This is a genomic window from Alteromonas sp. ABH4_456 (assembly GCF_056160645.1).
In genome coordinates, this window is record NZ_JBSWXO010000018.1 from 18,907 (window position 1) to 45,084 (window position 26,178).

Sequence of the window (26,178 nt, forward strand, 5' to 3'; positions counted from 1 at the left end):
GGAATAGGTTTTTCTGGCGTGCTAAATGTGTAAAATACAATGATATCACGTATATCGTCGAAGCCGTTTGGTCCTTTGTAGAGATTAGTTATGAAAAAACTGTGTTTAGTTGTTTGTATGACGTTAGGTTTCACCACAAATGCCATGGCGGCAGGCGACCCTGAAGCCGGTAAAGCGAAATCGGCCGTGTGCGCAGCTTGCCACGGAATGGACGGTAACTCTATGATTCCTATGAATCCGAAGATCGCCGGCCAGCATGCAGGGTACCTGGAAAAACAACTAAAAGAGTTCAAACTGGCTTCTCAGACCGGTGGTCAGGAAGGTCGGAATAACGCAGTCATGAATGGTATGGCAGCACCTCTCTCTGAACAGGACATGGCTGACTTAGCCGCCTATTTTGCCTCCCAAGAAGCAAAAGCCGGCGAAACGCCAGAAAATTATGTTGCTGCGGGTCAGGCTTTATATCGCGGCGGTGATGAGAAACGTGGGATCCCCTCCTGCAGCGCATGTCACGGTCCGGATGGTAATGGCATGGGTCTGGCCGGGTTTCCGGATATCAGTGGTCAACATACCGATTACGTAGCCGCACAGCTGAAAGGTTTCAGAGCGGGTCAGCGCGCCAACGATATGAACGCAATGATGCGGGATATAGCGATGAAACTTACAGATGAAGATATCGAAATACTGTCAAACTACCTGGCAGGCCTGCACTAAGTACTTGTTATACAAAGCTTGTTAATTAATTGTAAAAATTACCTTGTTTTTTGAAATTTGTTCTGTAGTATACAACTTCAAGTTTGGTGCTTTGCCTGAAAGCGCACCAACTATACAACAATAATAAAAAGCAACAGTATAGGATTTTGGATAAAGTGTCAGGAAGACCTTGAACAATAATTCCAGCTCTGTGAAAAATAAGAATAAGGGGAGCACACCCTTGCACTTAGTGCAAATACGGGAGAGGTGTCATCAGACACTGATAAACGAGGTGATGGTTTAGGCCATCACCTTTTTTTCTTTCCGGCGCCTGTTACACTTCACGAATAGCATTTATCCTTTTTAATCCGATGCCAAAACTTACCTGCCCTCTTTGCCAGCATTCAGACATTCAGTTTTATCACGAAGATAAACGTAGACAGTTTCATCAGTGCTTGCGGTGTGATCTTGTATTTGCTGACGGACGCTTTCTGCCCTCCGCAGAAAGAGAAAAGCAGGAGTATGATCTCCATGAAAACAATGCTGCAGATGAGGGCTACCGTCGATTTTTACAGCGAGCGATGGATCCTGTAGCCGCCACGGTTACCCCGCCTGCAAAGGGACTGGACTTCGGTTGCGGGCCGGCCCCGGTGCTCGCCGGTATGTTAAGCGAATCCGGTTATCATATGTCGGTATACGACCCTTTTTATGCTGATGACAGCACTGCCCTTGAAACATCCGGGTACTATGATTTTATTACCTGTACGGAAGCCATAGAACATTTCCATACGCCGCACCGTGAAATTTCATTGTTAACCCGGTTGTTAGCCGCTAACGGTGTGCTTGTCATTATGACCAAGCGTGTTGAAAGCGCATTGAAATTTCCCAGCTGGCATTACAAAAACGACCTCACCCACGTATCATTTTTCTCTGATCAAACCTTCGCCTTTATTGGTAAACAATATGGGTATGACGTCACTCTTTATAGCAAAGACGTTGTTTTGTTGAAGAAGCAATCACAGATACCTGGTATAATCCGGTAATTAGTTTTTATTAGCAGGAGACAACTATGTCGTCCCGTTCGAAGAAGACCAGAAAAATTGGTCGCATTGGTGTCCGTAAAGATCCGGACTTCCGGAAAAAGAAGCCCGCCGGCTCAGAGAATTCCTCAAAAACAAACAAACATAAAGGTAATCCAGCGGGAAGCCGTAATGTTGTTGAGTCAAAACCAGAGCAAACGAAGGCGGTACGGGTGAACAAAGATCCCCGTCATGGCAGTAAAAAACCAGTGCAATTGATTAAAGCACCGGTAGCCCGTGCGGCAGTGAAAAAGTATGCAACACCGGCTGATGAACTGGCAGCTCTGGAAGCAGATAACCGTTTATCTGATTTGCTGGATAAACTGGATGAAGGACAAGCCATTTCAAAAGCTGAACAACAATACGTTGATGACAAAATGGCACGACATCGTATCCTGTGTGATCTGCTGGGTATTGCTGAAAGCGACGATGAAGATGATGACGATCCGATGGACAGTCTCGATGCCATGAGTATGGACGAATTTAAAGACTAAAGGTGTCAGGTTTTATGTGGTTAACCATTGCTATCATTGCCGGTTTAGTCATTATTCTCGGCCTCGGTTTTTACGCAGGCCGTTTGCTTTTCATGCTTAAACAACAAAATGAGCGGCATAAAGCGGCCCGCGACGGACGGATAGAAAACATTACAGAAAGCATTATTGTCATCAGCAAAGCGATGCAGCAACAACAATGTGAGTTATCTGAAGGTGCTATCCGGATCACGAAGCTGTTAAACGCTTTACCACTGGAAACCCCGCCTGATTACCGCTCTGAGTTTCCTCACATTCATGCTTTGTACGTGGAAATCAGTGGCTTTGCTATTTTGGAAGAGCGCAAGCAGCTTCCGTTAAAAGAGCGTAAGAAGCAGGATGATGCACGGGAGCAGATTGAATCTGAATACGAATCCCGCGTTCTCAGGGAACTGGATGCGATAAGAAGCTGGAGCGAAAACCTTAGCCAACGTACTTCAGCATCGAAATAACTGACAGCTCTCTCAGCGGCCGTATTTTACACGGCCGCAGCCCTGCAAAAGCTAACGCCTCGCCTCCTCGCAACAAGCCTGGTAACAATGACAGGTGACCGTATGGTCGTTTACCATTCCCACCGCCTGCATGTAGGCATAGCAAATAGTTTCTCCGACAAATTTAAAACCAGCTTTTTTCAGTGTCTTTGCCATCAGTACGGACTCTGCTGAACTTACCGGAGCATCTTTATAATTCTGCCAGCTGTTAATAATGGTTTTATGGTCAGTGAACTGCCAAATGTAATCTCTGAATGACATATTCTCTGTAATGGCCAGATATGCCTTTGCGTTCGCAATGATGCCTTTGATTTTTAGTCTGTTGCGGATGATACCGGGTTCCTGCATCAGACGTTCAACATCCTGCTCCCCCATTTGCGCTATTTTTTCCGGATCAAACTGATGAAACAGTGTTTCGTAATTTTTTTGCTTTTTCAAAATGGTGATCCAGGACAATCCGGCCTGCTGACCATCAAGGCAAAGCTTTGCAAACAGTGAAATATCGTCCATTTCCGGCCGTCCCCAGTGCGTGTCATGATAAAGCTTATACTCCTCATCATCTGATACCCAGCCGCAACGGTTAACATCAGGTCGCACTGTCATGGCGTTTCTCCTTTTAATTACGCGCTTTTTAATCAGTTTTCGCTGTTTCAGCCTACATTCATCAGCTTACAAATTGTATACTACTCCACCTTTACATTGGTCAGTTATAAGCAGCAAACATGCAGAAATACGATATTAAAACCTTTCAGGGTTTGATCCTCGCACTGCAGGATTACTGGGCACGCCAGGGTTGCGTGATTATCCAGCCTCTGGATATGGAAGTAGGTGCAGGTACATTTCATCCGATGACATTCCTGCGTTCTTTAGGTCCGGAGCCTATCAGCAGTGCTTATGTACAACCTTGCCGCCGTCCTACAGACGGCCGTTATGGCGAAAACCCCAATCGTCTGCAGCACTATTATCAGTTTCAGGTCATGCTGAAGCCGTCTCCTGATAATATTCAGGAGCTATATCTGGGCTCACTAAAAGAGCTGGGCTTTGATCCGCTGGTACATGATATCCGTTTCGTAGAAGATAACTGGGAATCCCCTACCCTGGGTGCATGGGGTCTGGGCTGGGAAGTCTGGTTAAACGGCATGGAAGTGACTCAGTTCACTTACTTCCAGCAAGTGGGTGGTCTGGAGTGCAAACCGGTTACCGGTGAAATCACCTACGGTCTGGAACGTCTCGCGATGTACGTTCAGGGCGTAGACAGTATCTACGATTTAGTCTGGACTGACGGTCCGATGGGCAAAGTAACTTACGGCGATGTATTCCACCAGAACGAAGTGGAACAGTCAGCCTATAACTTCGAATACGCCAACGTAGGCTTCCTGTTCAGGACTTTCGATGAATGTGAAGCAGCCAGCCAGTTACTGATTGAAAAGAATCTGCCATTGCCCGCCTACGAGCAGGTAATGAAGGCGTCGCACGCATTTAACTTGCTCGACGCCCGTCACGCCATCTCAGTGACGGAAAGACAGCGTTATATTTTGCGTGTCCGAACGCTGGCGAAAGCTTGTGCTGAAAGCTACTACCAGGCCCGCGAAGCCCTCGGCTTCCCATTGTGTAATAAGGAGCAGTAATCGTGCGCACTGAAAATCTTTTGGTAGAAATTGGTACAGAAGAATTGCCACCGAAAGCCCTTAAATCATTGGGTGAGAGCTTTGCTGCTAATCTACAGGCAGCACTGGATAACGCAGAACTGGCCTACTCAGGCATTCACTGGTTTGCAGCTCCCCGTCGTCTGGCAGTATCTGTATCTGATCTTGCCGGGTCGCAGGAAGATAAAGTGGTAGAAAAGCGTGGTCCTGCCTTGTCAGCAGCATTCGACGCCGACGGCAATCCGACTAAAGCGGCCATGGGCTGGGCACGGGGCAACGGCATTGAAGTTGCTGATGCAGAGCGTATGGTCACAGATAAAGGCGAGTGGTTGTTGTACCGCGCCAGTGTCGAAGGACAAGGTATTGGTGAACTCATTGAAGGTCTGGTGAATCAGGCCATCAGTAAGCTACCTATACCTAAAGCGATGCGCTGGGGAAGTTCAACAACTCAGTTTATTCGTCCGGTACACACAGTTACTGCTTTGTACGGCGCCGAACTGTTACCTTTGACTGTATTAGGTAAAGCCAGCAGTCGCGTAGTTCAAGGCCACCGCTTCCATGGTGAAGCTACATTTGAACTTGACCATGCTGATAGCTACGCTGCAGCCATGAAGTCTCACTACGTTATAGCTGATTTTTCCGAGCGTGCTGAGTACATCCGTAACGAACTTGAAAAGGCCGCTGACTCTCTGGGCCTGAAAGCTGACTATAATGAAAGTCTGCTGGAAGAGATCGCCTCTCTCGTTGAATGGCCGGTAGTCATGCAGGCATCTTTTGAAGCGTCTTTCCTGGAAGTGCCCAAAGAAGCACTTATCTACACCATGAAAGATGATCAAAAGTATGTGCCTCTGTTATCAGCAGACGGTGCGCTGGATAACCGTTTCCTGTTCGTCAGTAATATTGAGTCTCAGGATCCTGTTCAGGTTATTTCCGGTAACGAAAAGGTTATCCGCCCCCGACTTGCTGACGCAGAATTTTTCTTCAACACCGACAAGAAGTCCTCGCTGGAGAGTCGTCTTGGCAGTCTCGAAACCGTGTTATTCCAGAAACAACTGGGTACGCTTAAAGATAAATCTGACCGCATCTCTGCGTTGTCAGCGTTTATCGCTGAGCAGACAGGTGATGACACTGAAGCAGCTGCGCGTGCCGGTTTACTAGCAAAAACGGATTTAATGACGCAGATGGTCATGGAGTTTCCGGACGTGCAGGGCGTCATGGGTAAATACTACGCTATCAATGATGGTGAAGCCCCTCTTGTGGCTGACGCATTGTATGAACAATATATGCCGCGCTTTGCCGGCGATGAATTACCTGTATCCGGTGTCAGCGCAGCAGTATCTCTTGCAGATAAACTGGATACGCTGGTGGGTATTTTTGGTATCGGTCAGTTACCTAAAGGTGACAAGGACCCCTTCGCACTTCGCCGCGCAGCAATTGGCGTACTACGTATCATCACTGAAAAGGACTTAGCACTGGATCTTGAAACTCTGGTGGCTAAATCTGTTGAAGTGTATGGCGATAAGCTTACCAATGCAGACACTGTAACGCAGGTCGTTGATTTCGTACTAGGACGCTTTGTTGCCCTGTTACAGGACCAGGGTGTCAGTATTGATGTTATTCAGGCCGTTGCAGCCCGTCGTCCTACCCGTCCTGCAGACTACGCAGCACGTGTTCAGGCGGTAGCCGCGTTTAAGGAACGGGAAGAGGCAGAAGCACTTGCAGCAGGCAATAAACGTGTTGCGAACATTCTCGCCAAGCAGGAAGGTAACGTTGCAGGGTCTGTAGATACCGCACTACTTCAGGAAGATGCTGAAAAGGCACTGTACGAAGCACTGGAAGGTGTTCAGGCTGAAGTGAAAGCTGGTGTTGCTTCTCAGGACTATAATGCTGTGCTGAGCGCTCTGGCGACTCTCAGGGAAGCCGTTGATAACTTCTTTGATAATGTCATGGTTATGGCTGAAGATGAATCCGTACGGAACAACCGGCTGGCCTTGTTGTCTGTATTAAGACAGCAGTTCCTTGAAACCGCTGATATTTCGTTACTGACTAAACAGTAACTGGTATCGCATTATTAACGATGCCCGGCTACATCAATGTCGGGCATTTTTTTAGTGGAGTCACAGTGAATAAAAAGTTCGCTTTTTTATTAATGTTTGTCTTCCTTTCCGGGTGTAGCAGCCGGAGCGTAGTCAGTTTACCCGGCATCATGGAACCGCCGGAAATTAAATTTGAGAACCTTTACCTGCGTGGTGTTTTTAACTGGTGGGAAGCCAATGCCAAATATCAGTTAAATGAAGGTTCACAAGGCTGGTACGTGGATGTTGATTTGATTGCTGATGGTCAACCCTATGACTTCCGTTTATCTGACGGTTTCTGGACGCCGGATCAAACTTGTGGTGCCCGCTACAAAGGTCAGGTTGTCACGGTGCAGTCTTCCATTTATATGGTCTGCGGCACCGAATCTGAAAACCTGCAGTTCACACCCGAGAAAACCGGTGTGTATCGTTTTACCTTCACCCCAGCCAGTGGCGGTGAGGTTATGCTGTTGGTTACACCGAAAGCGTAAACAAAAACGGCTTCATTACGAAGCCGTTTTTTTATCTCTCATTCTTACCTTTAATTACACCCACTCCGCTACTCTGACTTTCTCCCCGGCGAGTTGCTCTGCCCGACCTTTTAACTTTTCAGAGGGATTGATAAGCGTAATGCTTTCCGTGCATTTATCCATAACAGGCATGTCAGACAAGCTGTCTGTATAACCGTGCACCCATTGTTCAAAACATTCTTTTTTCTGTGTAGCCATCGTCAGTTTATTTTTGCCAAAGCAGTATTCTGAAGTAAACAGACCATAGAATGCATGTGTGAGACGCGAGCCGATGATCCTGTCAAAAGGAATACGGCATTGCCGTGCGATATATCTTGCCAGCCAGGATGGGGCTCCGGTAATGATAACAATCCGGTAGCCTTCCCTTTGTCTTATTACTATCTCCTCCAATGCACTTTCGTAAATCAGTACATCCTGCCTTTCAGATAGTTGCTGATAGTATTCACTCAATCTCAATTTGAGATCCTTACCTGTCACGCCCAACGTAGCCAACCAGCATACGAGGTGCAACGACATCAATCTGGTTTTTCTGAACGCAAATAGAATAAGCAGCAGCGGGAATAAAAGAATAAACAGAACAACCTTCCTTTTGGATGCGCATATCAGATACCGGTAAAACAAATATCCGGAATCACCATTGAACAGGGTTTTATCGAAGTCAAAGACGACGGTTTTTCTCTTTGCCTGCCTACTATCAAGTAGTTTCAAATTCTGCTCCATCAGTATCTCAACGCTTCCTGTTCTGGTTATGACTCATTTTTACCGGACGCCGTCTAACTGAGTGTGCATCCACTAACTTTCTTAAATGCACACGGCATTTTATATTTACAATAAAAAAGGGTGACTAATGCCACCCTTGTATTGATTATCAGTAAACTACACGTCGAGGTTTTCTACCTTCAGTGCATTCTGCTCGATGAATGCTCTGCGTGGCTCAACCTGGTCTCCCATCAATGTAGTGAATAACTGGTCACAAGCGATGGCGTCTTCAACGGTAACCTGAAGCATACGGCGGCTGTCAGGGTCCATCGTTGTTTCCCACAACTGATCAGGGTTCATTTCACCCAGTCCTTTATAACGTTGAATATACTGACCGCGCTTAGCTTCACCCATCAGCCATTCAAGGGCATCTTTAAATGACTCTACCGGCTGTTTCTTCTCACCACGCTGAATGTATGCTGAGTCATTCATCATGTCGTTGATAGATTCATTCAGGTCACGAATTTTTGCGTAGTCAGTAGAATCGATGAACTCCTGGTTCAGTTTGTAGAAGTAGTCGATACCGTGCATACGCATGGTGATCTGAATAAAGAATTCGCTACCTTCTTCTTCTGGCAGGATGTCGTAACGATACGTTGCGCCATCATTCTCTTTTTCATTGAGGCTGTTTACGAAACTTTCTGCTACGGCGCTAAGCGTTGACTCGCTCTTCAGATCTTCGTGTCTCAATGTTGGAGAATATATTAAACGGTACAGAATCGCCGGCGGCATTAGACGGTGAAGACGCTTGATCATCTTCTCAACAGACTGGTATTGCTTCACAAGATTCTCAAGAGCAACACCGGAAATGCCCGGTGCATCTTCACTGGTAAACAGTGCTGAACCATCAATAGCAATATTTGTCAGGTAGTTAGTCAGTGCATCTTCGTCTTTCAGATACTGTTCCTGCTTACCCTTTTTCACTTTATAAAGTGGTGGTTGAGCAATATAGACGTATCCACGTTCGATGATTTCAGGCATCTGACGATAGAAGAATGTGAGCAGCAACGTACGGATGTGCGAGCCATCCACGTCCGCATCGGTCATGATAATAATGCTGTGGTAACGCAGTTTTTCAGGATCGTATTCGTCTCGACCGATACCACAACCTAATGCAGTAATAAGGGTAGCGACTTCCTGAGAAGACAACATTTTGTCAAAACGGGCTTTTTCTACGTTAAGGATTTTACCCTTCAATGGCAGAATAGCCTGATTTTTTCTGTTACGACCCTGCTTGGCGGAACCACCTGCAGAGTCACCCTCCACTATATACAGTTCAGATAGTGCAGGATCTTTTTCCTGACAATCAGCAAGTTTACCGGGAAGACCAGCCAGGTCCAATGCACCTTTACGACGCGTCATTTCACGAGCCCTGCGAGCAGCTTCACGAGCCCGTGCTGCATCGATAATTTTCGAAGCAATGATTTTACTTTCGTTGGGGTTCTCGAGCAGGAAGTCAGCCAGCTTTTCGTTCATCGTTGACTCAACCGCATTCTTCACTTCTGAAGAAACCAGTTTGTCTTTTGTCTGTGATGAAAACTTAGGATCAGGTACTTTAACAGAAATAACGGCCGTCAAACCTTCACGGGCATCATCACCACTAGCATTAGTCTTAGCCTTTTTATTCAGGCCTTCTTTTTCCATGTAGTTGTTCAGTGTACGGGTAAGCGCACCACGGAAACCGGCTAAGTGTGTACCACCGTCACGCTGCGGAATGTTATTCGTAAAGCAGAATATGCTCTCCTGGAAGCCATCGTTCCATTGCATTGCGACTTCTACAGAAATTCCGTCTTCACGCTCAGTACTGAAGTGGAAGACCTTCTGGTGGACCGGAGTCTTATTTTGATTAAGGTACTGTACGAATGCCTGAATACCACCTTCGTACATGAAGTGGTCTTCTTTTCCGTCACGCTCATCTTTGAGTCGAATGGACACACCTGAGTTCAGGAATGACAGTTCACGTAAACGTTTAGCCAAAATTTCATAGTGGAATAAGGTATCGGTGAAGGTATCGGAACTTGGCCAGAAACGTACAGAAGTACCGGTTTTGTCCGTATCGCCGGTTATCGCCAGTGGTTCTTGTGGAACGCCATGGTGATATTCCTGCTCATGAACTTTGCCTTCACGACGAATTTTCAATTTCAGTTTGCTGGATAACGCGTTTACAACCGAAACACCTACGCCGTGAAGACCGCCCGACACTTTATAAGAGTTGTCGTCAAATTTACCGCCGGCGTGCAGTACCGTCATGATGACTTCCGCCGCTGACACACCTTCCTCCGGGTGCATGGCAGTAGGAATACCACGACCATTATCTGAAACAGATACTGAACCGTCAGAGTGAATTTGAATCACAATTTCAGAGCAATAGCCTGCCAGCGCCTCGTCGATAGAGTTATCTACAACCTCAAATACCATGTGGTGCAAACCGGTTCCATCGTCTGTATCACCAATATACATACCCGGGCGTTTACGTACGGCATCCAATCCTTTCAGGACTTTAATACTCGACGAGTCGTAGTTGTTTTGCTCTGACATAGTCTAACCTTTACTCCTCGTTCACGTGGCCATGTTCCACGTGAAACATTTTTTTGTCTTTATATTTGCTTATAAACTCAAGTTGTTCACGCTCTATAGCAGTCACAAAAAGCTGCGTGTCCATCGCGACTAACCCGTCTATAAACCGCTCTCGCTTATCTAAATCAAGTTCTGCTCCAACATCATCAAGTAAGAAAATACTGCGTCTTGATGTTTCCTGTTGAAACAATGTTGTCTGTGACAACTGTAATGCAGCGACAGCCATTCTAAGTTGCCCTCTTGAAAGAACTTCCTGCGCCGCAGAACCATCCACCTTAAATCGTAAGTCTGATTTGTGTGGCCCTGAAGTTGTGTAACCTACCTTTGTATCGTAGTCACGTTTTCGCGTCAGGCTTTCGATCAAAGAAGCATCTTTATCCCACCCCTTATAATACGAGATTTCGAGAGAAAACTCAGGTAGAAATTCACTACAAATGGCATTAAATATTGGCTGTAACCGCCCTATATAGTATTTTCTCTTCTCACTAAGGTGTTCCCCTACGGTTTGGAATTGTTGCTCCCAATAGGCGTTCTCGGGCGCACTCAGATTTGCTTGTCTCTTAAGTAATGTATTGCGTGTTTTTAGCAACTTTTGGAATGTTTGAAACAGCAAATTGAATTTATGTTCCACGTGGAACAATCCCCAATCGATGAAACGACGGCGTTCTCCGGGTGACCCGATAATGAGGTCAGTACTCTGAGGTGTAAATAATTGAACCGGTATAAGACTAACTAAGTCAGCGAGACGGTGTGAATGGTTGCCGTTTATTGAACAAACAAATTGCTCATGCCTGCTACGCTGTAATCCGATGTTTTTTACGTTGCCATCATCCCCCGCACAGCGGGTGAAAATGCTGAAACGGTCTGCATCATGACGAATAGCAGACTCATGCTTGTTTGTGCGAAATGAACGCCCATAACCGAGATAGTAAAGCGCTTCAATAAGAGATGACTTACCACTGCCATTCTTACCACTTATCAGCGTTAAAGAACGGGACGGGATAAACGAAGCGTTTTGAATATTTCGGAAATCAGTCAGCTGGACTTTGTCCAGTTTCATAGGCGTTGCCCGGGGGAAGTATAAAACAGAGAGACGAAAGCAAAGCCTTCGCCCCTGCTTAAAGATGGCCTACAGACGCATCGGCATGATGACATATAACGCAGCATCATCACCGGCATTTTGGATAAGAGCACTGGAGTTAGAATCAGATAAAGTTAGTTGCACTTCTTCTGTCGTCAGAGCATTAAGAACGTCAATTAAGTAAGCGACGTTAAAACCAATTTCTAAATCGTCGCCTTCATAGTTCACATCAACAATTTCTTCCGCTTCTTCCTGCTCAGGGTTGTTGGCTGTGATTTTAAGCTCGCCACTGGAAAGGTTAAGTCTTACACCGCGGAATTTCTCGTTCGATAAAATTGCAGCACGGGCAAACGCATCTTTTAATACTGCCTTACTGGCAAGAATAGTTTTATCCCCGTCTTTCGGTAGCACACGACGATAATCAGGGAACCGCCCGTCAACCAGTTTACTGGTGAAAATAAAATCGGAAGAGAAAAGACGAATATGGTTAGCACCTATTTGTACTTTAATAGACTTATCGTCATCTCCGATTAAGCGGGAAATTTCCAGTACACCTTTACGGGGTATGATCACCTGACGCGCTGGTAAGGATGCACTTTCATAATCCAGCCTGCATAAAGCAAGGCGGTGACCATCAGTAGCGACGGTACGGATAATATGTTCTTCGGTTTCCAGTGACATACCGTTTAAATAATAACGCACATCCTGTTGCGCCATGGAGAAATGGGTACTGTTGATCAGGCGTTTGATGTCAACTGAAGAAAGCTCGAACTCAACCTCACCTTCCCAGTCTTCAAGATTTGGATAATCGCTGGCAGACAGCGTGGATAAAGTGTAGCGACCACGTCCTGCACGGATAAGCGCTTTGCTTCCATCGAGGCTGAACTGGATATCAGTACCGTCAGCAATACCACGGCAAATATCAAACAATTTCTTAGCAGGAACTGTAATTTCACCTTCTTCATACTCGCCTTCAAGACGGGTACTGGCGATGAGTTCTACCTCGAGATCCGTTCCGGTTAGCCAGAGTGCATCCTCACTAACTTTAATAAGTACGTTAGAAAGAATAGGTAATGTGTGTCTTCTTTCTACTGCACCGGAAACTAACTGTAACGGTTGAAGAAACTTTTCTCGACTGATGGTAAATTTCATTGATTTACTTTCCTGCCTGGAATGTCAAAGATTTATGAGGACAAGGTTCTTATCAGGTTTTTATAGTCCTCTTTTATATCATGACTTTCCTCTCTAAGCTGCTCTATTTTTCGGCAAGCGTGCAGAACCGTAGTATGGTCTCTGCCACCGAAAGCGTTACCCAATTCAGGTAGACTGTGATTGGTCAATTCCTTAGCAAGCGCCATAGCTACCTGCCTTGGTCTTGCCACACTGCGGCTACGACGTTTAGAGAGAATGTCAGCAACCTTAATCTTATAATAATCTGCGACAGTTTTCTGGATGTTATCGACTGTAACGAGTTTTTCCTGTAGAGCTAACAGGTCACGTAATGCTTCACGGACGAAATCAATAGTAATAGGCCGACCGGTAAAATTCGCATTAGCGATGACACGATTAAGTGCGCCTTCCAGCTCACGCACATTTGAACGTAATCGCTTGGCAATAAAGAACGCCACTTCATCAGGCAGGTGAATTTTGTTTTCTGCCGCTTTACGCATAAGAATGGCCACCCTGGTTTCAAGTTCAGGGGGTTCTATCGCTATGGTCAGGCCCCAGCCAAACCGGGATTTCAAGCGATCCTCTACCCCGTCAATCTCTTTAGGGTAACGGTCTGAGGTCAGTATGATTTGCTGGTTTCCTTCAAGCAATGCATTGAAGGTGTGGAAAAACTCTTCCTGCGAGCGCTCTTTATTCGCAAAAAACTGAATATCATCAATGAGCAATGCATCTACAGAACGGTAAAACCGTTTAAAATCTTCAATAGCATTATTCTGAAGTGCTTTTACCATGTCCTGTACAAAGCGCTCTGAATGCATATACACAATTTTAGCACCCGGACGGTTTACAATAATGCCATTACCTACTGCGTGCAATAAGTGGGTTTTACCCAAACCGGTACCACCGTATATAAATAACGGATTGTAGGAACCACCTGGATTATTGGCAACCTGAGTCGCAGCCGCTCTGGCCAGCTGGTTTGATTTACCCTCAACAAAATTATCAAACTGATAGGTCGGATTGATATTGCTTTTATGCTTCATCGCTTCAGGAATGGGGATAACTGCTGGCCCACGGCCTGCTGGTGTATTAGTCCTCCCCGTCTGCTGATGAACAAGTTCAGGTTCGCGATATGCACCGGCACCGGAACTGGCTTTGGTGATGTTCGGAGCAGACAGGTTGTCATTTTGCTGTTCATGTGCAACATGCGCGGGGGCATTCACCTCAGGCCGGCTCATCCCTGTCTCTGCGGATGAAAATTGTGCAGGAGGTTGAGAACGGCTGAAAGTACCTGATTGAACCGGAGCCGGTCTACCGGACGGGATGCCGCTGGCAGGTCGGCCTGTTCGGGTAGCAACATCTAAATGAAGTTGTGGTGAATCCTGCCCACAAAACTCGGTGAACAGCTCTGTAATTTTATCTCTGTACTTATCTCTTACCCAGTCCAAAACAAAACGGTTCGGGGCAAATAACGTCAGAACGTCTGCATCTTCCTGAGCAGTAAGCGGACGTATCCACATACTATATTGTTGGGTCGGCAATTCCTGGCGTAGGCGCTCAAGGCACATATTCCACAGAGACATAATAATGTAGGCTCCAAAAGCTGCTGCAGACGCCAGTAAGACAAAAAACGGCGAAGAGAATACGTATTCCTGATTGAGAAAAAGGAAAAGCAATATTTATTCTGGGTAACAGCGGTGAATGTTGTATTCTAATTGTGATCGCTGTGGATTATCTGATCTTCTGTGGGTAAAGTAAATCACGATCTGGTGCGATCTTCTGGATACAAAGGTTAAACTATTGAAATTTAACCCTTATTTTATTTCGCTATATCTCTATCACAGATAATCACTAAAACACTGTACGCTTGATCAGGCTGTGCGATCCGGGTAAAAAAGCCATGATCTTTACCGATCATCTATTGACTTGTGGATAAATTTATATTTGCAGACAATTTATTCACAGCAAAATTATGATGGTTTGAAATCTTTCCGCAAAGCTGAACAAAATTTCTGCACTATTTTATAAAAAATATGCAGTATAAAGGCGTTTTGGATTGACATCAGGTGCCGGGATCTCTAGAATTCAGCGTCCTTTTTGGATGAGCGGCGTAACATGCTTATCAACGGACACAATGTTTTGTTGGTAAGACTGCTATTTTGCACGTCTGATATTTAACTAGAAAAGTGAGACTTTGGTCATGAAAAGAACATTTCAACCGAGCAACTTAAAGCGCAAGCGTTCTCACGGTTTTCGTGCTCGTATGGCGACTAAAAATGGTCGTAAAGTACTAGCAGCTCGCCGTGCTAAAGGTCGCGCTCGCCTTTCTGCTTAAGAGTACTACCCAAAAGTGGGTGAAAATAATTTTTCCAGGGAGTTACGTCTGTTAACTCCCTCCCACTTTACCCATGTGTTTAATGACGCAACTCCTGCTGTATCCCCTGCTTTTACTTTACTTGCCCGCAAAAACGAATTAGCACATGCCCGTGTCGGGATTACTATTGCTAAGAAACGCGTGCGAAAAGCCCATGACCGCAACAGACTGAAACGTATCATCAGAGAAAGTTTTCGTCACCGTCGTCACGCACTGCCTGCCGTCGACATTATTGTGGTTGGCAAATCCGGCGCAGATAAACTCACCAATGACGAAATATTTTCTATGTTGGATAAGCAATGGAAAAAGTTAGCAAAACGCTGCGCAAAATAACCATCGCTCTTCCTCTGCTACTGGTTAAATGCTATCAGTGGTTCATTTCGCCGGTTTTGGGACAACGGTGCAGATTTCACCCGACTTGCTCATATTATGCAATTGAAGCATTAAATTCGCATGGATTGCTAATTGGCGGTTGGTTATCGATTAAACGCATATTAAAATGCCACCCTTTCAATCCGGGCGGAAACGACCCCGTGCCGGAATCACGGAATAATAAACACTCAGAATAAAGAGACCTCTATGGAATCGCAACGTAGTTTTCTGTTAATCGGCCTTGCCCTTGTGAGCTTCTTACTATGGCAACAATGGCAACAAGATTATGGCCCGCAACCTGTTCAGCCCGCCGCATCTGAACAAACTAGCACGAATGCCGGTAGTAACGGTGTACCGTCCTCTCTGCCAGGCAGCGATGATGTGCCGGTTGCTTCTCAGGACGACGTGCCCGGCATGGTACAGGAAGCTAAGCCTGAATCTGCACGTACAGTTCACGTACTTACTGACACGCTGGATCTGAAAATTGATTTAGTCGGCGGTGATGTAGTTAAAGCGAACCTGGTGAAATTTCCGTTAACTCAGGAATCATCAGAAAACTACAGCCTGCTGCGCCCTCAGGATGGTTTGTATATCGCACAAAGCGGTCTGGTTGGTCGTGATGGTCCTGACGGAAACCGTTCAGGGCGTCCGCGTTATGATGCCTCACAACAAGAATTTGTCATGCAGGGCGATACCTTGTCTGTGCCTCTTACCTGGCAAAATGCAGATGGCGTGAAAATTATCAAAACCTTTAATTTTACTAAAGGCAGCCACGACATCGCACTGACCTATACCATCGAGAATAACTCAGGTAATACGACAACTTACCAGCAGTATGCACAACTTAAACAAACCACACAGGTACCTGATGGCGGAAACATGTTCATGCCAACCTACCGTGGTGCAGCATACGGTAGCGAGGAAGATCGTTATGAAAAGTACACATTCGACGACATTGAAGATAAAAATCTGAAAGTGTCAACGGAAGCCGGATGGGTCGGTATGCTCGAACACTACTTTGTTTCAGCCTGGATCCCGCCTGCTTCTCAGGTGAATAACCTTTACACCAAACTGGTTCAGAATCAGTACGCCATTATCGGTTTCACCGGTACGCCGGTAAATGTAGCCAGTGGTGAAACTGCGACAATCGGTGCAGAGCTGTATCTGGGCCCTAAAGATCAGGACAACCTCGCGCAGCTGGCAAATGGTCTGGACCTGACAGTGGACTACGGCATTTTATGGTGGTTATCACAGCCATTATTCGCACTGCTTCAATTCCTGCACAGCCTGGTAGGTAACTGGGGTGTCGCCATTATTCTAATCACTGTTATCGTTAAGGGTGCTATGTATCCGCTGACGAAGAAACAGTATGAATCCATGGCCCGCATGCGAAATCTCGCACCTAAGATGCAGCAACTGAAAGATCGCTTTGGTGATGATCGTCAGAAAATGTCTCAGGCGATGATGGAACTGTATCGCAAAGAGAAAGTAAACCCGATGGGCGGTTGTCTGCCAATCATCCTGCAGATGCCAATTTTCCTCGCGCTTTACTGGGTATTACTGGAAAGTGTTGAATTGCGTCACGCAGATTTCTTCCTGTGGATCACAGACCTTTCTGTGAAAGACCCGTATTTCGTGCTGCCGGTACTGACCGGTGCGAGTATGTGGTTACTGCAAAAGCTGCAACCCACAACCGTAACCGACCCAATGCAACAGAAGATCATGCAGTTCATGCCTGTGGCCATGAGTGTGTTCTTCCTGTGGTTCCCGGCCGGTCTGGTACTTTACTGGTTAGTCAGTAATATAATCACCCTCATCCAGGCAAAACTGATTTATGCCGCAATGGAAAAGAAAGGGCTAAAATCTAAGTAACTATCCCGTCATTATCAGCCCGCTATAGCGGGCTGATTCATCTAAGAGAGGTCAAACAATGCCATCTTTCGACATCGTATCTGAAATCAATATCGAAGAAGTCCGTAATGCAACGGAAAACACCCAGCGGGAACTGGCTACCCGTTTTGATTTTCGCGGCGTAGAAGCCAGCATCGAATTTAAAGAAAAAGCCGTGACCATGAAAGCTGAGGGTGAATTTCAGGTTCAGCAGCTTGAGTCAATGTTCCGTAACGCCTGCTCCAAACGCAATCTGGATACCAGTATTCTGGATTTAAAAGATTACGATCACCGCGGCAAAACGGTGACCCAGGTCATTACGTTCAAAGAAGGTATCGAGCAGGATACTGCCAAGAAAATTGTAAAGCTTATCAAAGACAATAAAATCAAAGTGCAGACAGCCATCCAGGGTGATCAACTTCGGGTCACCGGTAAGAAGCGTGATGACTTACAGCAGGTTATTGCACTGGTGCGCAGCTCCGATTTAGGCCAGCCGTTCCAATTTAAGAATATGAAAGACTGATATGCACCCTATTGCCTCCTCACAAGATACCATCGTCGCACAAGCTACAGCCCCTGGCCGTGGCGGTGTGGGCATTGTGCGTGTATCAGGGCCCGCAGCAATGGAGATTGCGCAGGCACTGGTACCTGTCACACTGGCTCCGCGCTCAGCGACTTATACGCCTTTTCATGATCAACAGGGCGATGTGATCGATCAGGGAATAGCACTTTATTTTAAAGGGCCGAATTCCTTTACCGGTGAGGATGTGCTTGAACTCCAGGGCCATGGCGGACAAATCGTCATGGATATGCTCATTGATGCTATCCTGGCCTGCGGGAACGTACGCCTGGCAAGGCCCGGGGAATTTAGTGAACAGGCATTCTTGAATGATAAGCTGGATCTCGCTCAGGCCGAAGCCATAGCAGACTTGATTGATGCCAGCTCTAAACAGGCTGCGAAAAGTGCTCTGCGCTCATTGCAGGGAGAGTTCTCCCGCACAATAACCGCTTTATCTGAGCAAATCATTCATCTTCGCATGTATGTAGAAGCGGCTATCGACTTCCCTGATGAAGAAATCGATTTTCTGTCAGATGGTAAAGTCGCCGGGGATCTGGCTGATATTGTTGAATCCCTTGCAGCGGTACAGCAAAAAGCCAGACAAGGCTCGCTTTTAAGAGAAGGCATGCAGGTGGTTATTGCCGGTCGTCCTAACGCAGGCAAATCAAGCTTACTGAATGCGCTGGCGGGTCGCGAAAGTGCTATCGTCACAGATATCGCCGGTACTACCCGTGATGTCTTAAAAGAACATATCGACATTAACGGCATGCCGGTGCATATCATCGATACAGCCGGCTTACGGGAAAGTCCGGATAAAGTTGAGCAGATCGGTATTGAGCGTGCCTGGAAAGCGATTGCGGAAGCAGACCGCGTGTTATTTGTCGTCGACAGTACAGACACCGCTGTAATCGACCCGTATGAGATCTGGCCTGAGTTCATGGCACGACTGCCTGAAAACATACCCACGACAGTAATCCGCAATAAGGCCGATTTATCAGCAGAGACTGTGGGCATTCAGCAGCTCACCACACAACATGGCAACGTCAGCGTGATCGGCCTGTCTGCCAGCACCGGTGAGGGTGTGGAATTACTGCGTCAGCACCTTGCCGATACCATGGGTCTGGACACCACCACAGAAGGACAGTTCATTGCCCGCCGCCGTCACCTTGACGCACTGGCGCAGGCAGCAGAACATGTGGATAACGGCCAGCAACAATTGCTCTCACATCTGGCCGGAGAATTACTGGCCGAAGAGTTACGTCTTGCTCATCAGGCACTCACTGAAATTACCGGTGAATTCACTTCAGACGACTTACTGGGTCGTATTTTTTCTTCATTTTGTATCGGTAAATAATTATGTCTAAACATCTGTCAATCATCGTCGGATCTGTACTGGGTGCATCTGAGTACGTTGCTGAAGCCCTGGAGCAGGTAGCGCAGTCTGCCGGATTCACTACTACACTGCAGTTCGAGCCGGATCTGAATGCACTGGAAAAAAAGGGGTCATGGTTAATTTGTACCTCAACACATGGAGCCGGCGAGCTTCCACAGAATATTCAGCCTTTTGCGAAGGCTCTGGAAGAAACCGATCTGAGTGGTATTGACGCCTGGGTTGTCGGGCTGGGCGACAGCAGCTATGACACCTTCTGTTATGGTGCCATGGAAATGGAAAAGCGCTTAACTGACGCCGGTGCAAAATTAACCGCGCCGCCTTTGCATATTGATGTACTTAACCATCCTATCCCTGAAGATGTAGCGGTAGAATGGTTTGAACAACAAGTAAAGCAATAACGTTTTATGTTTACCGAAGCAGAATATCACGCCCTCACCTCGCCGCTCTCTAACGACAGCAGAGTGTTATATTGCCTCGGTCTGAAGCCGACAGCCGATATGAACGCCGCCCGTTCAGATGTCCTCAATTATAAGTTTCTTATCACCCTGTTAAACGGCAACGATCAACAGGAAGATGCCTATACCCGTGGCCAGCAAATCAATACGCTGCTCAGCGAACTGGATCAGGCCGGCCTTATCGCCCTTGAGGGAGAGGCAACCTTTGAGACTTCTCTGAGCGGCCAGCACGTGTTGTTGCCACTGTGTCGTCACGCACAGGATGACTTCACCCATCTTCACAGACAATACACAGCAATCCACGGACGCTGGCGTCCTGATCCTGCGCTGTTTGAAGAAATGGCAAACCTTATCGGGCTTATCGATCGTGAATTCGGTGATGAAGATATCGGTGAATTTGTATCCTACTGGCTGGGCCGGCCGGATGCCGTTTTCAGCCACTTCCAGTGGACACAGAAATTTGCTTATGCCATCAAGAGAAAACGGATGACGACCGGCCATACCACAACCAAAAAAGTGGGAAGTCAGAGTGTACCCGTTGCAGCAGGCATAGAAGCAGACGATAATGCCAGAAAGCTGGTGGAAAAATACGCCTCACAAAAGAAGAGCTGAATGTCATGCAATCGTTAAAAGATAAGCTTAATCAGTTAGCCCGCGCCATGGGCAAACCGGAAGTTAAAGACGGTTTTACAGAATACGAAACGCTCAGAAAAGAGTATGAGCGTAAGGCGAATGAGGAAGTCCGCCAGTTACAGCAGGACAGTAAAAAACAACGCATCACAGATCTGCACGGCCGCTCTGATCTGAATCCCCGCTGGACCTTTACAAACTTGATTGAAGACAGTGAAGACGTGATTGAAGCGGTCAGTATCGCTCAGTCATTTATTGCTGCGCACAGTGACAGAGAGTGGCGTCAGGCCGGTTCTCACATGATGTTATTTTACGGTGACTATGGCCGCGGAAAATCACACATCGCCGGGGCTATTGCCCACGAACTCATTGAGCAGTACGAGATAACGGTGTTATACCGCCAGTTGTCCACACTGATGGAAATGCGTCATTTCTCTTTCGACTTCGGTTCACAGGATAATATAGGCCAGCGCTTCCGCGAAGCCCACCAGGAATTGCTGGATGTGGATTTGCTGATCCTTGATGAAGTCTGTGTGAATGAAAGTATGCTCAAGAAAAATCAGCAAAGCTGGCTCGGTAATCTGCTCAGACAACGTCTGGTGAATAAGAAAAACTGTATTTTGATCACCAACCACAATCTGACAGAACTCGAACTGGCGTTAGGTAAGTACTGTTTTGAGTCAATTAAAGAGTATGACACCTATAAGGTGCGTTTTTCCGGCCCCAGCCGCCGTGATGGTCTGGTTAATGATGAACAGCCTTCTGAGACGCAGCAGACGCGTTATCAGCCCAATCAGGTACGCTGAGGCGAACTGACCGCAGGAAAAGCGTCATAATGACGCTTTTTTTATTTCTTTTTGCCTGCGGGTTACTAATCGATACAGAAAACAGGATCCTGAAAGTGTGTGTGATCTTGTGGAAAAGATCTAATCACAGGAAGATCACCCTTCAAACACGCGTAAAACAGGGATTTATGCGATCATTAAGTGATCGTTGCCGACAAGTTATCCCCAATCGGATCACATCTTGATCACGCCTGTGGATAGGATCCTGTAAACCACTGTGCATAAGCTCTGATCACGAAAAGAATAACTTTTCTCAAGATTTGGATTGTGGATAATATACCTGGTTATGCACATGATCCCGGGTGGGTTATGATCGGCTCTGTACCGAACTTATTCTTTCTGTAAGATCATGATCTAAAGAACGAAAAAGCACTTACTCACAGATCTTCGCGATCCTAATAAATATAAAAATAAAGATCTTAAAAGAGATCTTATATTCTATAAGCCGGAAGCCTTTTCCGGATCCAAAGTGAATTGCAGAAAATTTAACCATTTTAATCAGGCAATAAGTCAGCTAAAATACGCGCCCTTTTTCTGACGGCCCGTAAAGCCAAAGAAATATACGATTAACTACATTCCCCGTGTTATGTGAGGTTCAACATGTTTTATCAGGAAGCATTCGATGTCATCGTTGTGGGTGGTGGTCATGCCGGCACCGAAGCAGCATTAGCATCTGCCCGTATGGGTGCAAAAACCCTGTTATTGACACATAACATGGAAACCATCGGACAAATGTCCTGTAATCCTGCTATCGGCGGGATCGGAAAAGGCCATCTGGTTAAAGAGATCGATGCCTTAGGTGGTGCAATGGCACTGGCAATTGATCAGGGCGGGATCCAGTTCAGAACTCTGAATTCAAGTAAAGGCCCTGCTGTGCGTGCAACCCGCGCCCAGGCTGACCGGGCACTGTACCGTCAGGCTATCCGTAACGTGGTAGAAAACCAGCCAAACCTGTCGGTTTTCCAGCAAAGCTGTGATGACCTGATCGTAGAGAACGATCGCGTGGCCGGTGTGGTTACCCAGATGGGTCTTAAATTTAAAGCCAAAACGGTTGTTCTGACAGTGGGCACATTCCTTGGCGGCACTATTCACATTGGTCTTGAGAACTATCGTGGTGGCCGTGCAGGTGATCCGCCGTCACTGGCTCTGGCAGAACGTCTGCGTGCATTACCCTTCAGAGTGGATCGCCTGAAAACCGGTACCCCTGCCCGTCTTGATGCCAGGACGCTGGATTTCAGCGTTATGCAGGCACAACCCGGCGACACCCCTGTACCGGTATTCTCGTTTATGGGTAACCGTGAAATGCATCCGCAGCAGATCAGCTGCTACATCACCCATACTAACGAAAAAACCCATGATATCATTCGTGGTGGTCTGGATCGCTCACCCATGTTTACCGGGGTTATTGAAGGTGTTGGCCCGCGTTACTGTCCGAGTATTGAAGATAAGATCACCCGTTTTGCTGATAAGGACTCGCACCAGATCTTTGTGGAGCCGGAAGGGCTTAACAGTATCGAGGTATATCCTAACGGTATTTCAACCAGTCTGCCCTTTGATGTTCAACAGGCGCTTATTCACTCGATCCGTGGATTTGAAAATGCCCATATCATCCGTCCCGGTTATGCCATCGAATATGATTTTTTTGATCCGCGGGATCTGAAGCAAACGCTGGAAACTAAATTTATCGGCGGACTTTTCTTTGCCGGACAAATTAACGGCACTACCGGTTACGAAGAAGCCGGTGCACAGGGACTGATGGCGGGAGCTAACGCAGCACTGCAGGTTCAACAGAAAGATCCGATGATTTTACGTCGCGATCAGGCTTACATGGGTGTACTGGTTGACGATCTTGCGACCATGGGAACCAAAGAACCTTACCGTATGTTTACCAGCCGTGCTGAATATCGTCTGCTGTTACGGGAAGATAACGCTGACAGTCGTCTGACAGCACTTGGCCGTGAAATCGGACTGGTTGATGACGCACGCTGGGCAGCATTTAACACGAAGATGGAAGCCGTTGAACTCGAGCTGCAACGTCTGCGCGGCCAGTGGGTGCATCCTGATCACAAAGCGGTGCCGGAGCTCAACACGCTGCTTAAAAATCCCGTGAGCCGTGAACACTCCTTTGAAGAGCTTATCCGGCGTCCGGAGATGACGTATAACGCGCTGATGAACATTGACGGTATCGGGCCGGGTATTGACGATCCTGTTGCTGCTGAGCAAGTGGAAATTCAAATCAAATATGCCGGTTATATCGCCCGGCAGCTGGATGAGATCGCAAAAGCGCAACGCCATGAAAATACATTGCTGCCAATGGACTTCGATTACAGTAAAATATCCGGTCTTTCAAACGAAGTGGTTGCCAAGCTTACCGAAGCCAGACCGGAAACCATCGGTAAGGCATCGCGGATCTCGGGTATCACGCCGGCGGCTATCTCGTTGTTACTGGTATATCTGAAAAAGCATGGCATGTTACGTAAACAGGAATTAAAGACAGCGTGAGTAACGTCGATACTGTAAAACTCAATGAAATTTTGTTGCAGGGCTGCGAAAAGTTAGCGCTGGACATCAATACTGAACAGGCTGACAAGCTCACCGGATATGTTCAGCGTATCGACAAATGGAATAAAGCCTACAACCTTACCTCGGTGCGCGATCCTGAGCAGATGATGGTAAAACATATTCTTGACTCACTGGCCGTTACCCGGTTTGTCAGTGGTAAGCGGGTTATCGATGTGGGCACCGGACCGGGCCTGCCCGGCATGCCTCTGGCAATTATGTTGCCGGATATTGAATTCACGTTACTGGATAGTTTAGGCAAACGTGTCCGGTTTATGAAACAATGTGCGTTCGAACTTGGTCTGACAAACGTCACTCCTGTGCACAGTCGCGTAGAAGAGCATGAACCTGCACAACCTTACGATATTGTGTTGAGCCGTGCTTTTGCGTCGTTGAAAGATATGTTGCACTGGTGCCAGCATCTGGTAGATTCATCAGGAGTCTTTTTTGCTCTGAAGGGACAATTTCCTCTAAGTGAGATAGACGAAGTAAGTGATCACTTCCAGATCGGGTCCGTAGAGGCGTTATCCGTGCCGGATCTGACCGGAGAGCGTCATTTAGTAACTATTCGAAAAGTCTGACGGGTGCACAGTGGCGAAGGTAATCGCAATAGCGAATCAAAAAGGTGGTGTGGGCAAAACAACCACAGCAGTGAATGTTGCGGCGTCTATGGCTGCGACCAAACGTAAAGTGCTGCTTATCGATCTGGATCCTCAGGGCAATGCCACCATGGCCAGCGGTGTTGATAAATACGAAGCAGAATGCACGTGTTTTGAATTACTGATTGAAGAAAAGCCTGTTGATGAAGTCATCATCAAAGATACGTCAGGAAAATACGATCTTATTGCCGCAAACGGTGATGTCACGGCAGCGGAAATCAAACTGATGGAAATGTTTGCCCGTGAAGTCCGTCTGCGTAATTCACTCAAGCCAGTGATGGATTATTACGATTTCGTTTTTATTGACTGCCCGCCCTCACTTAACCAGCTTACCGTTAATGCGCTGGCTGCGGCTGATTCAGTACTGGTACCCATGCAGTGTGAATACTATGCCCTTGAAGGTTTAACGGCGCTGATGGATACTATTCAGAAACTGGCTTCGGTGGTAAACCCTGAATTGAAAATTGAGGGTGTACTGCGCACCATGTACGATCCCCGAAACCGTCTGGCCAATGATGTGTCTGAACAACTGAAACGTCATTTTGGCGAACAGGTTTACCGCACGGTCATTCCCCGCAACGTGAGACTGGCCGAAGCGCCCAGTTTCAGCATGCCCGCCATGTACTATGATAAGTCATCGGCAGGCGCTAAAGCGTACCTGTCTCTGGCCGGTGAAATTCTTCGCCGCCGTGAGAAGACATTACAGCCCGCAAAAGCCAGTTAATCTGTTAAACTAGCCAAAAATCTGTTTGTCTTAATCGCTTGAGTCATTGAGGAAAATATGTCTGCTAAGAAAAGAGGACTCGGTCGGGGCCTGGATGCATTGCTGGCGACCAGTCAGTCTTCCGTTGCCCGTCGTGAACAGGAAACTGACAGCTCTGCGGCATCGCAAAGTGAATTGAGTAAGCTGCCGGTCGAATTTTTGAAGCCGGGGAAATATCAGCCCCGTAAAGACATGTCTCCCGAAGCGCTTGAAGAACTGGCGTCTTCTATCCGTTCCCAGGGCGTTATTCAACCGATTGTGGTGCGTACACTGGGCAAAGACCAGTACGAAATTATTGCCGGTGAACGACGCTGGCGGGCTGCCCAGCTTGCGCAACTTGACGTTGTGCCTTGTCTCATCAAAGACGTGCCGGATGAAGCGGCTGTGGCCATTGCATTGATTGAAAATATTCAGCGTGAAGATTTAAACGCCATGGAAGAGGCACAGGCCCTTGAGCGTTTAATGAACGAGTTTGAACTTACGCATGCACAAACCGCCGAGGCGGTGGGTAAATCCCGGGCGACGGTAACAAATTTACTGCGCCTGAATAACCTCAATGATGATGTCAAAACCTTGCTTGAGCATGGCGATATTGAAATGGGTCATGCCCGGGCACTGCTCGGACTCACCGGCGGCCAGCAATCTGAAGTGGCTCAGGTCGTATCCGGAAAAGGTTTAACGGTAAGAGATACAGAAAAATTAGTACGCAAATGTCTGGAGCCGGCGAAGCCGAAACCGGAAAAAACCGTCGATCCGGATGTACAAAGTCTGATGACCCGCCTGTCTGATAACCTTGGTGCGTCGGTCGTGATTGACCATAACGCCAAAGGAAAAGGTAAAATTACTATAAACTTCAATGATTTAGAGCATCTGGACGGTATCCTTTCTAAAATACACTAATCCACTTTACGGCCATGGTTAGCAAAATGTTAACGGTGGTCGTTATTCCCGCACTTTTCGCGTACAATGCGTTTCGTCCTGTTATTCGATAAGAAAATTTTCAGAATAACTTTCAAAACGCGATGTATGGTTGAAAATTATCGGTAAA

General features: G+C 46.9%; 26 protein-coding genes. 20 read left to right on the forward strand and 6 right to left on the reverse strand.

Going from position 1 to position 26,178, the window contains the following annotated elements; genetic code table 11:
* The first annotated feature begins 90 nt into the window (after window positions 1-90).
* The 4 genes from ACXAG2_RS19490 to ACXAG2_RS19505 all read left to right on the forward strand — a co-directional run bounded on the left by ACXAG2_RS19490 (window position 91) and on the right by ACXAG2_RS19505 (window position 2,754).
* A complete protein-coding gene (locus ACXAG2_RS19490; RefSeq protein WP_119499435.1) occupies window positions 91-714 on the forward strand; it encodes a c-type cytochrome in 624 nt (207 codons plus the stop codon).
* A gap of 434 nt (window positions 715-1,148) precedes the next feature.
* Window positions 1,149-1,736, forward strand: coding sequence for a class I SAM-dependent methyltransferase (locus tag ACXAG2_RS19495; RefSeq protein ID WP_474869768.1), 588 nt, complete (start codon window positions 1,149-1,151; stop codon window positions 1,734-1,736).
* Window positions 1,737-1,762: 26 nt separating this feature from the next.
* Window positions 1,763-2,266 (forward strand): Der GTPase-activating protein YihI, encoded by a 504-nt coding sequence (gene yihI / locus ACXAG2_RS19500; RefSeq protein WP_303572558.1) that lies wholly within the window; start codon window positions 1,763-1,765, stop codon window positions 2,264-2,266.
* A gap of 14 nt (window positions 2,267-2,280) precedes the next feature.
* Window positions 2,281-2,754, forward strand: coding sequence for a DUF2489 domain-containing protein (locus ACXAG2_RS19505; protein ID WP_474869770.1), 474 nt, complete (start codon window positions 2,281-2,283; stop codon window positions 2,752-2,754).
* A 51-nt stretch (window positions 2,755-2,805) separates the two neighbouring features.
* On the opposite strand, the gene ACXAG2_RS19510 is transcribed toward ACXAG2_RS19505, so the two are convergent.
* A complete protein-coding gene (locus tag ACXAG2_RS19510) occupies window positions 2,806-3,396 on the reverse strand; it encodes a DNA-3-methyladenine glycosylase I (RefSeq protein ID WP_474869773.1) in 591 nt (196 codons plus the stop codon).
* A gap of 119 nt (window positions 3,397-3,515) precedes the next feature.
* Between ACXAG2_RS19510 and glyQ the strand changes: the two genes are divergently transcribed.
* The 3 genes from glyQ to ACXAG2_RS19525 all read left to right on the forward strand — a co-directional run bounded on the left by glyQ (window position 3,516) and on the right by ACXAG2_RS19525 (window position 7,005).
* Complete coding sequence (gene glyQ, locus ACXAG2_RS19515) at window positions 3,516-4,421, forward strand: glycine--tRNA ligase subunit alpha (protein ID WP_474869776.1); 906 nt, start codon at window positions 3,516-3,518, stop codon at window positions 4,419-4,421.
* Between the two features lie 2 nt (window positions 4,422-4,423).
* Entirely contained in the window at window positions 4,424-6,496 is a 2,073-nt protein-coding gene (gene glyS, locus ACXAG2_RS19520; protein ID WP_474869778.1) for a glycine--tRNA ligase subunit beta, read from the forward strand.
* 65 nt (window positions 6,497-6,561) lie between these two features.
* Entirely contained in the window at window positions 6,562-7,005 is a 444-nt protein-coding gene (locus ACXAG2_RS19525) for a hypothetical protein (protein ID WP_474869780.1), read from the forward strand.
* 54 nt (window positions 7,006-7,059) lie between these two features.
* Here the strand turns inward: ACXAG2_RS19525 and ACXAG2_RS19530 are convergent, their stop codons facing one another.
* The 5 genes from ACXAG2_RS19530 to dnaA all read right to left on the reverse strand — a co-directional run bounded on the left by ACXAG2_RS19530 (window position 7,060) and on the right by dnaA (window position 14,214).
* On the reverse strand, window positions 7,060-7,752 hold the full coding sequence (locus ACXAG2_RS19530; RefSeq protein ID WP_474869783.1) for an HAD family hydrolase: 693 nt from the start codon (window positions 7,750-7,752) through the stop codon (window positions 7,060-7,062).
* A gap of 168 nt (window positions 7,753-7,920) precedes the next feature.
* Window positions 7,921-10,341 (reverse strand): DNA topoisomerase (ATP-hydrolyzing) subunit B, encoded by a 2,421-nt coding sequence (gyrB, locus tag ACXAG2_RS19535; RefSeq protein ID WP_474869786.1) that lies wholly within the window; start codon window positions 10,339-10,341, stop codon window positions 7,921-7,923.
* A 10-nt stretch (window positions 10,342-10,351) separates the two neighbouring features.
* Window positions 10,352-11,440 (reverse strand): DNA replication/repair protein RecF, encoded by a 1,089-nt coding sequence (gene recF / locus ACXAG2_RS19540; RefSeq protein ID WP_474869788.1) that lies wholly within the window; start codon window positions 11,438-11,440, stop codon window positions 10,352-10,354.
* 69 nt (window positions 11,441-11,509) lie between these two features.
* Window positions 11,510-12,613 carry a DNA polymerase III subunit beta gene (gene dnaN / locus ACXAG2_RS19545; RefSeq protein ID WP_474842322.1) on the reverse strand — a complete coding sequence of 368 codons (1,104 nt, stop codon included), beginning with the start codon at window positions 12,611-12,613 and terminating at the stop codon, window positions 11,510-11,512.
* Between the two features lie 32 nt (window positions 12,614-12,645).
* Window positions 12,646-14,214: a chromosomal replication initiator protein DnaA gene (dnaA, locus tag ACXAG2_RS19550; protein ID WP_474869791.1), complete on the reverse strand. Its 1,569-nt coding sequence runs from the start codon at window positions 14,212-14,214 to the stop codon at window positions 12,646-12,648.
* A gap of 617 nt (window positions 14,215-14,831) precedes the next feature.
* Between dnaA and rpmH the strand changes: the two genes are divergently transcribed.
* From rpmH to ACXAG2_RS19615, 13 genes are all read left to right on the forward strand, one after another.
* Entirely contained in the window at window positions 14,832-14,966 is a 135-nt protein-coding gene (gene rpmH, locus ACXAG2_RS19555; RefSeq protein WP_014290886.1) for a 50S ribosomal protein L34, read from the forward strand.
* Between the two features lie 15 nt (window positions 14,967-14,981).
* Entirely contained in the window at window positions 14,982-15,338 is a 357-nt protein-coding gene (gene rnpA / locus ACXAG2_RS19560) for a ribonuclease P protein component (RefSeq protein WP_119503225.1), read from the forward strand.
* Entirely contained in the window at window positions 15,326-15,574 is a 249-nt protein-coding gene (gene yidD / locus ACXAG2_RS19565; RefSeq protein WP_119503569.1) for a membrane protein insertion efficiency factor YidD, read from the forward strand. Before rnpA ends, yidD begins: the two co-directional genes overlap by 13 nt.
* A 10-nt stretch (window positions 15,575-15,584) precedes the next feature.
* Window positions 15,585-17,249 carry a membrane protein insertase YidC gene (yidC, locus tag ACXAG2_RS19570; RefSeq protein WP_474869794.1) on the forward strand — a complete coding sequence of 555 codons (1,665 nt, stop codon included), beginning with the start codon at window positions 15,585-15,587 and terminating at the stop codon, window positions 17,247-17,249.
* A 58-nt stretch (window positions 17,250-17,307) separates the two neighbouring features.
* On the forward strand, window positions 17,308-17,790 hold the full coding sequence (locus tag ACXAG2_RS19575; protein WP_303572547.1) for a YajQ family cyclic di-GMP-binding protein: 483 nt from the start codon (window positions 17,308-17,310) through the stop codon (window positions 17,788-17,790).
* A 1-nt stretch (window position 17,791) separates the two neighbouring features.
* Window positions 17,792-19,180 carry a tRNA uridine-5-carboxymethylaminomethyl(34) synthesis GTPase MnmE gene (mnmE, locus tag ACXAG2_RS19580; RefSeq protein WP_474869796.1) on the forward strand — a complete coding sequence of 463 codons (1,389 nt, stop codon included), beginning with the start codon at window positions 17,792-17,794 and terminating at the stop codon, window positions 19,178-19,180.
* A 2-nt stretch (window positions 19,181-19,182) separates the two neighbouring features.
* Window positions 19,183-19,617 (forward strand): FMN-binding protein MioC, encoded by a 435-nt coding sequence (gene mioC / locus ACXAG2_RS19585; RefSeq protein WP_474869798.1) that lies wholly within the window; start codon window positions 19,183-19,185, stop codon window positions 19,615-19,617.
* A gap of 6 nt (window positions 19,618-19,623) precedes the next feature.
* On the forward strand, window positions 19,624-20,286 hold the full coding sequence (locus tag ACXAG2_RS19590) for a DnaT-like ssDNA-binding domain-containing protein (RefSeq protein WP_474869800.1): 663 nt from the start codon (window positions 19,624-19,626) through the stop codon (window positions 20,284-20,286).
* Window positions 20,287-20,291: 5 nt separating this feature from the next.
* Window positions 20,292-21,110, forward strand: coding sequence for an ATP-binding protein (locus ACXAG2_RS19595; protein WP_474869803.1), 819 nt, complete (start codon window positions 20,292-20,294; stop codon window positions 21,108-21,110).
* A gap of 639 nt (window positions 21,111-21,749) precedes the next feature.
* Window positions 21,750-23,651, forward strand: coding sequence for a tRNA uridine-5-carboxymethylaminomethyl(34) synthesis enzyme MnmG (gene mnmG / locus ACXAG2_RS19600; RefSeq protein ID WP_474848744.1), 1,902 nt, complete (start codon window positions 21,750-21,752; stop codon window positions 23,649-23,651).
* The gene (rsmG, locus tag ACXAG2_RS19605) at window positions 23,648-24,289 is read left to right on the forward strand and encodes a 16S rRNA (guanine(527)-N(7))-methyltransferase RsmG (RefSeq protein ID WP_474869806.1); all 642 of its coding nucleotides are present in this window, start codon (window positions 23,648-23,650) and stop codon (window positions 24,287-24,289) included. The genes mnmG and rsmG overlap by 4 nt, the downstream gene beginning before the upstream one ends.
* Before the next feature lie 10 nt (window positions 24,290-24,299).
* Window positions 24,300-25,091, forward strand: coding sequence for a ParA family protein (locus tag ACXAG2_RS19610; protein WP_474842305.1), 792 nt, complete (start codon window positions 24,300-24,302; stop codon window positions 25,089-25,091).
* Window positions 25,092-25,148: 57 nt separating this feature from the next.
* Entirely contained in the window at window positions 25,149-26,030 is an 882-nt protein-coding gene (locus tag ACXAG2_RS19615) for a ParB/RepB/Spo0J family partition protein (protein WP_474869809.1), read from the forward strand.
* The last annotated feature ends 148 nt before the right edge of the window (window positions 26,031-26,178 follow it).

Bases quoted from the DNA above. Each gene is read 5' to 3' on its own strand.
- recF (WP_474869788.1), bottom strand. From the start codon at position 11,440: ATGAAACTGGACAAAGTCCAGCTGACTGATTTCCGAAATATTCAAAAC.
- yidC (WP_474869794.1), top strand. From the start codon at position 15,585: ATGGAATCGCAACGTAGTTTTCTGTTAATCGGCCTTGCCCTTGTGAGC.
- yihI (WP_303572558.1), top strand. From the start codon at position 1,763: ATGTCGTCCCGTTCGAAGAAGACCAGAAAAATTGGTCGCATTGGTGTC.
- ACXAG2_RS19595 (WP_474869803.1), top strand. From the start codon at position 20,292: ATGCAATCGTTAAAAGATAAGCTTAATCAGTTAGCCCGCGCCATGGGC.
- ACXAG2_RS19490 (WP_119499435.1), top strand. From the start codon at position 91: ATGAAAAAACTGTGTTTAGTTGTTTGTATGACGTTAGGTTTCACCACA.
- ACXAG2_RS19590 (WP_474869800.1), top strand. From the start codon at position 19,624: ATGTTTACCGAAGCAGAATATCACGCCCTCACCTCGCCGCTCTCTAAC.
- mnmE (WP_474869796.1), top strand. From the start codon at position 17,792: ATGCACCCTATTGCCTCCTCACAAGATACCATCGTCGCACAAGCTACA.
- gyrB (WP_474869786.1), bottom strand. From the start codon at position 10,341: ATGTCAGAGCAAAACAACTACGACTCGTCGAGTATTAAAGTCCTGAAA.
- dnaA (WP_474869791.1), bottom strand. From the start codon at position 14,214: ATGTCTCTGTGGAATATGTGCCTTGAGCGCCTACGCCAGGAATTGCCG.
- ACXAG2_RS19510 (WP_474869773.1), bottom strand. From the start codon at position 3,396: ATGACAGTGCGACCTGATGTTAACCGTTGCGGCTGGGTATCAGATGAT.
- mnmG (WP_474848744.1), top strand. From the start codon at position 21,750: ATGTTTTATCAGGAAGCATTCGATGTCATCGTTGTGGGTGGTGGTCAT.
- rpmH (WP_014290886.1), top strand. From the start codon at position 14,832: ATGAAAAGAACATTTCAACCGAGCAACTTAAAGCGCAAGCGTTCTCAC.
- ACXAG2_RS19615 (WP_474869809.1), top strand. From the start codon at position 25,149: ATGTCTGCTAAGAAAAGAGGACTCGGTCGGGGCCTGGATGCATTGCTG.
- glyQ (WP_474869776.1), top strand. From the start codon at position 3,516: ATGCAGAAATACGATATTAAAACCTTTCAGGGTTTGATCCTCGCACTG.
- mioC (WP_474869798.1), top strand. From the start codon at position 19,183: ATGTCTAAACATCTGTCAATCATCGTCGGATCTGTACTGGGTGCATCT.
- dnaN (WP_474842322.1), bottom strand. From the start codon at position 12,613: ATGAAATTTACCATCAGTCGAGAAAAGTTTCTTCAACCGTTACAGTTA.
- ACXAG2_RS19505 (WP_474869770.1), top strand. From the start codon at position 2,281: ATGTGGTTAACCATTGCTATCATTGCCGGTTTAGTCATTATTCTCGGC.
- ACXAG2_RS19575 (WP_303572547.1), top strand. From the start codon at position 17,308: ATGCCATCTTTCGACATCGTATCTGAAATCAATATCGAAGAAGTCCGT.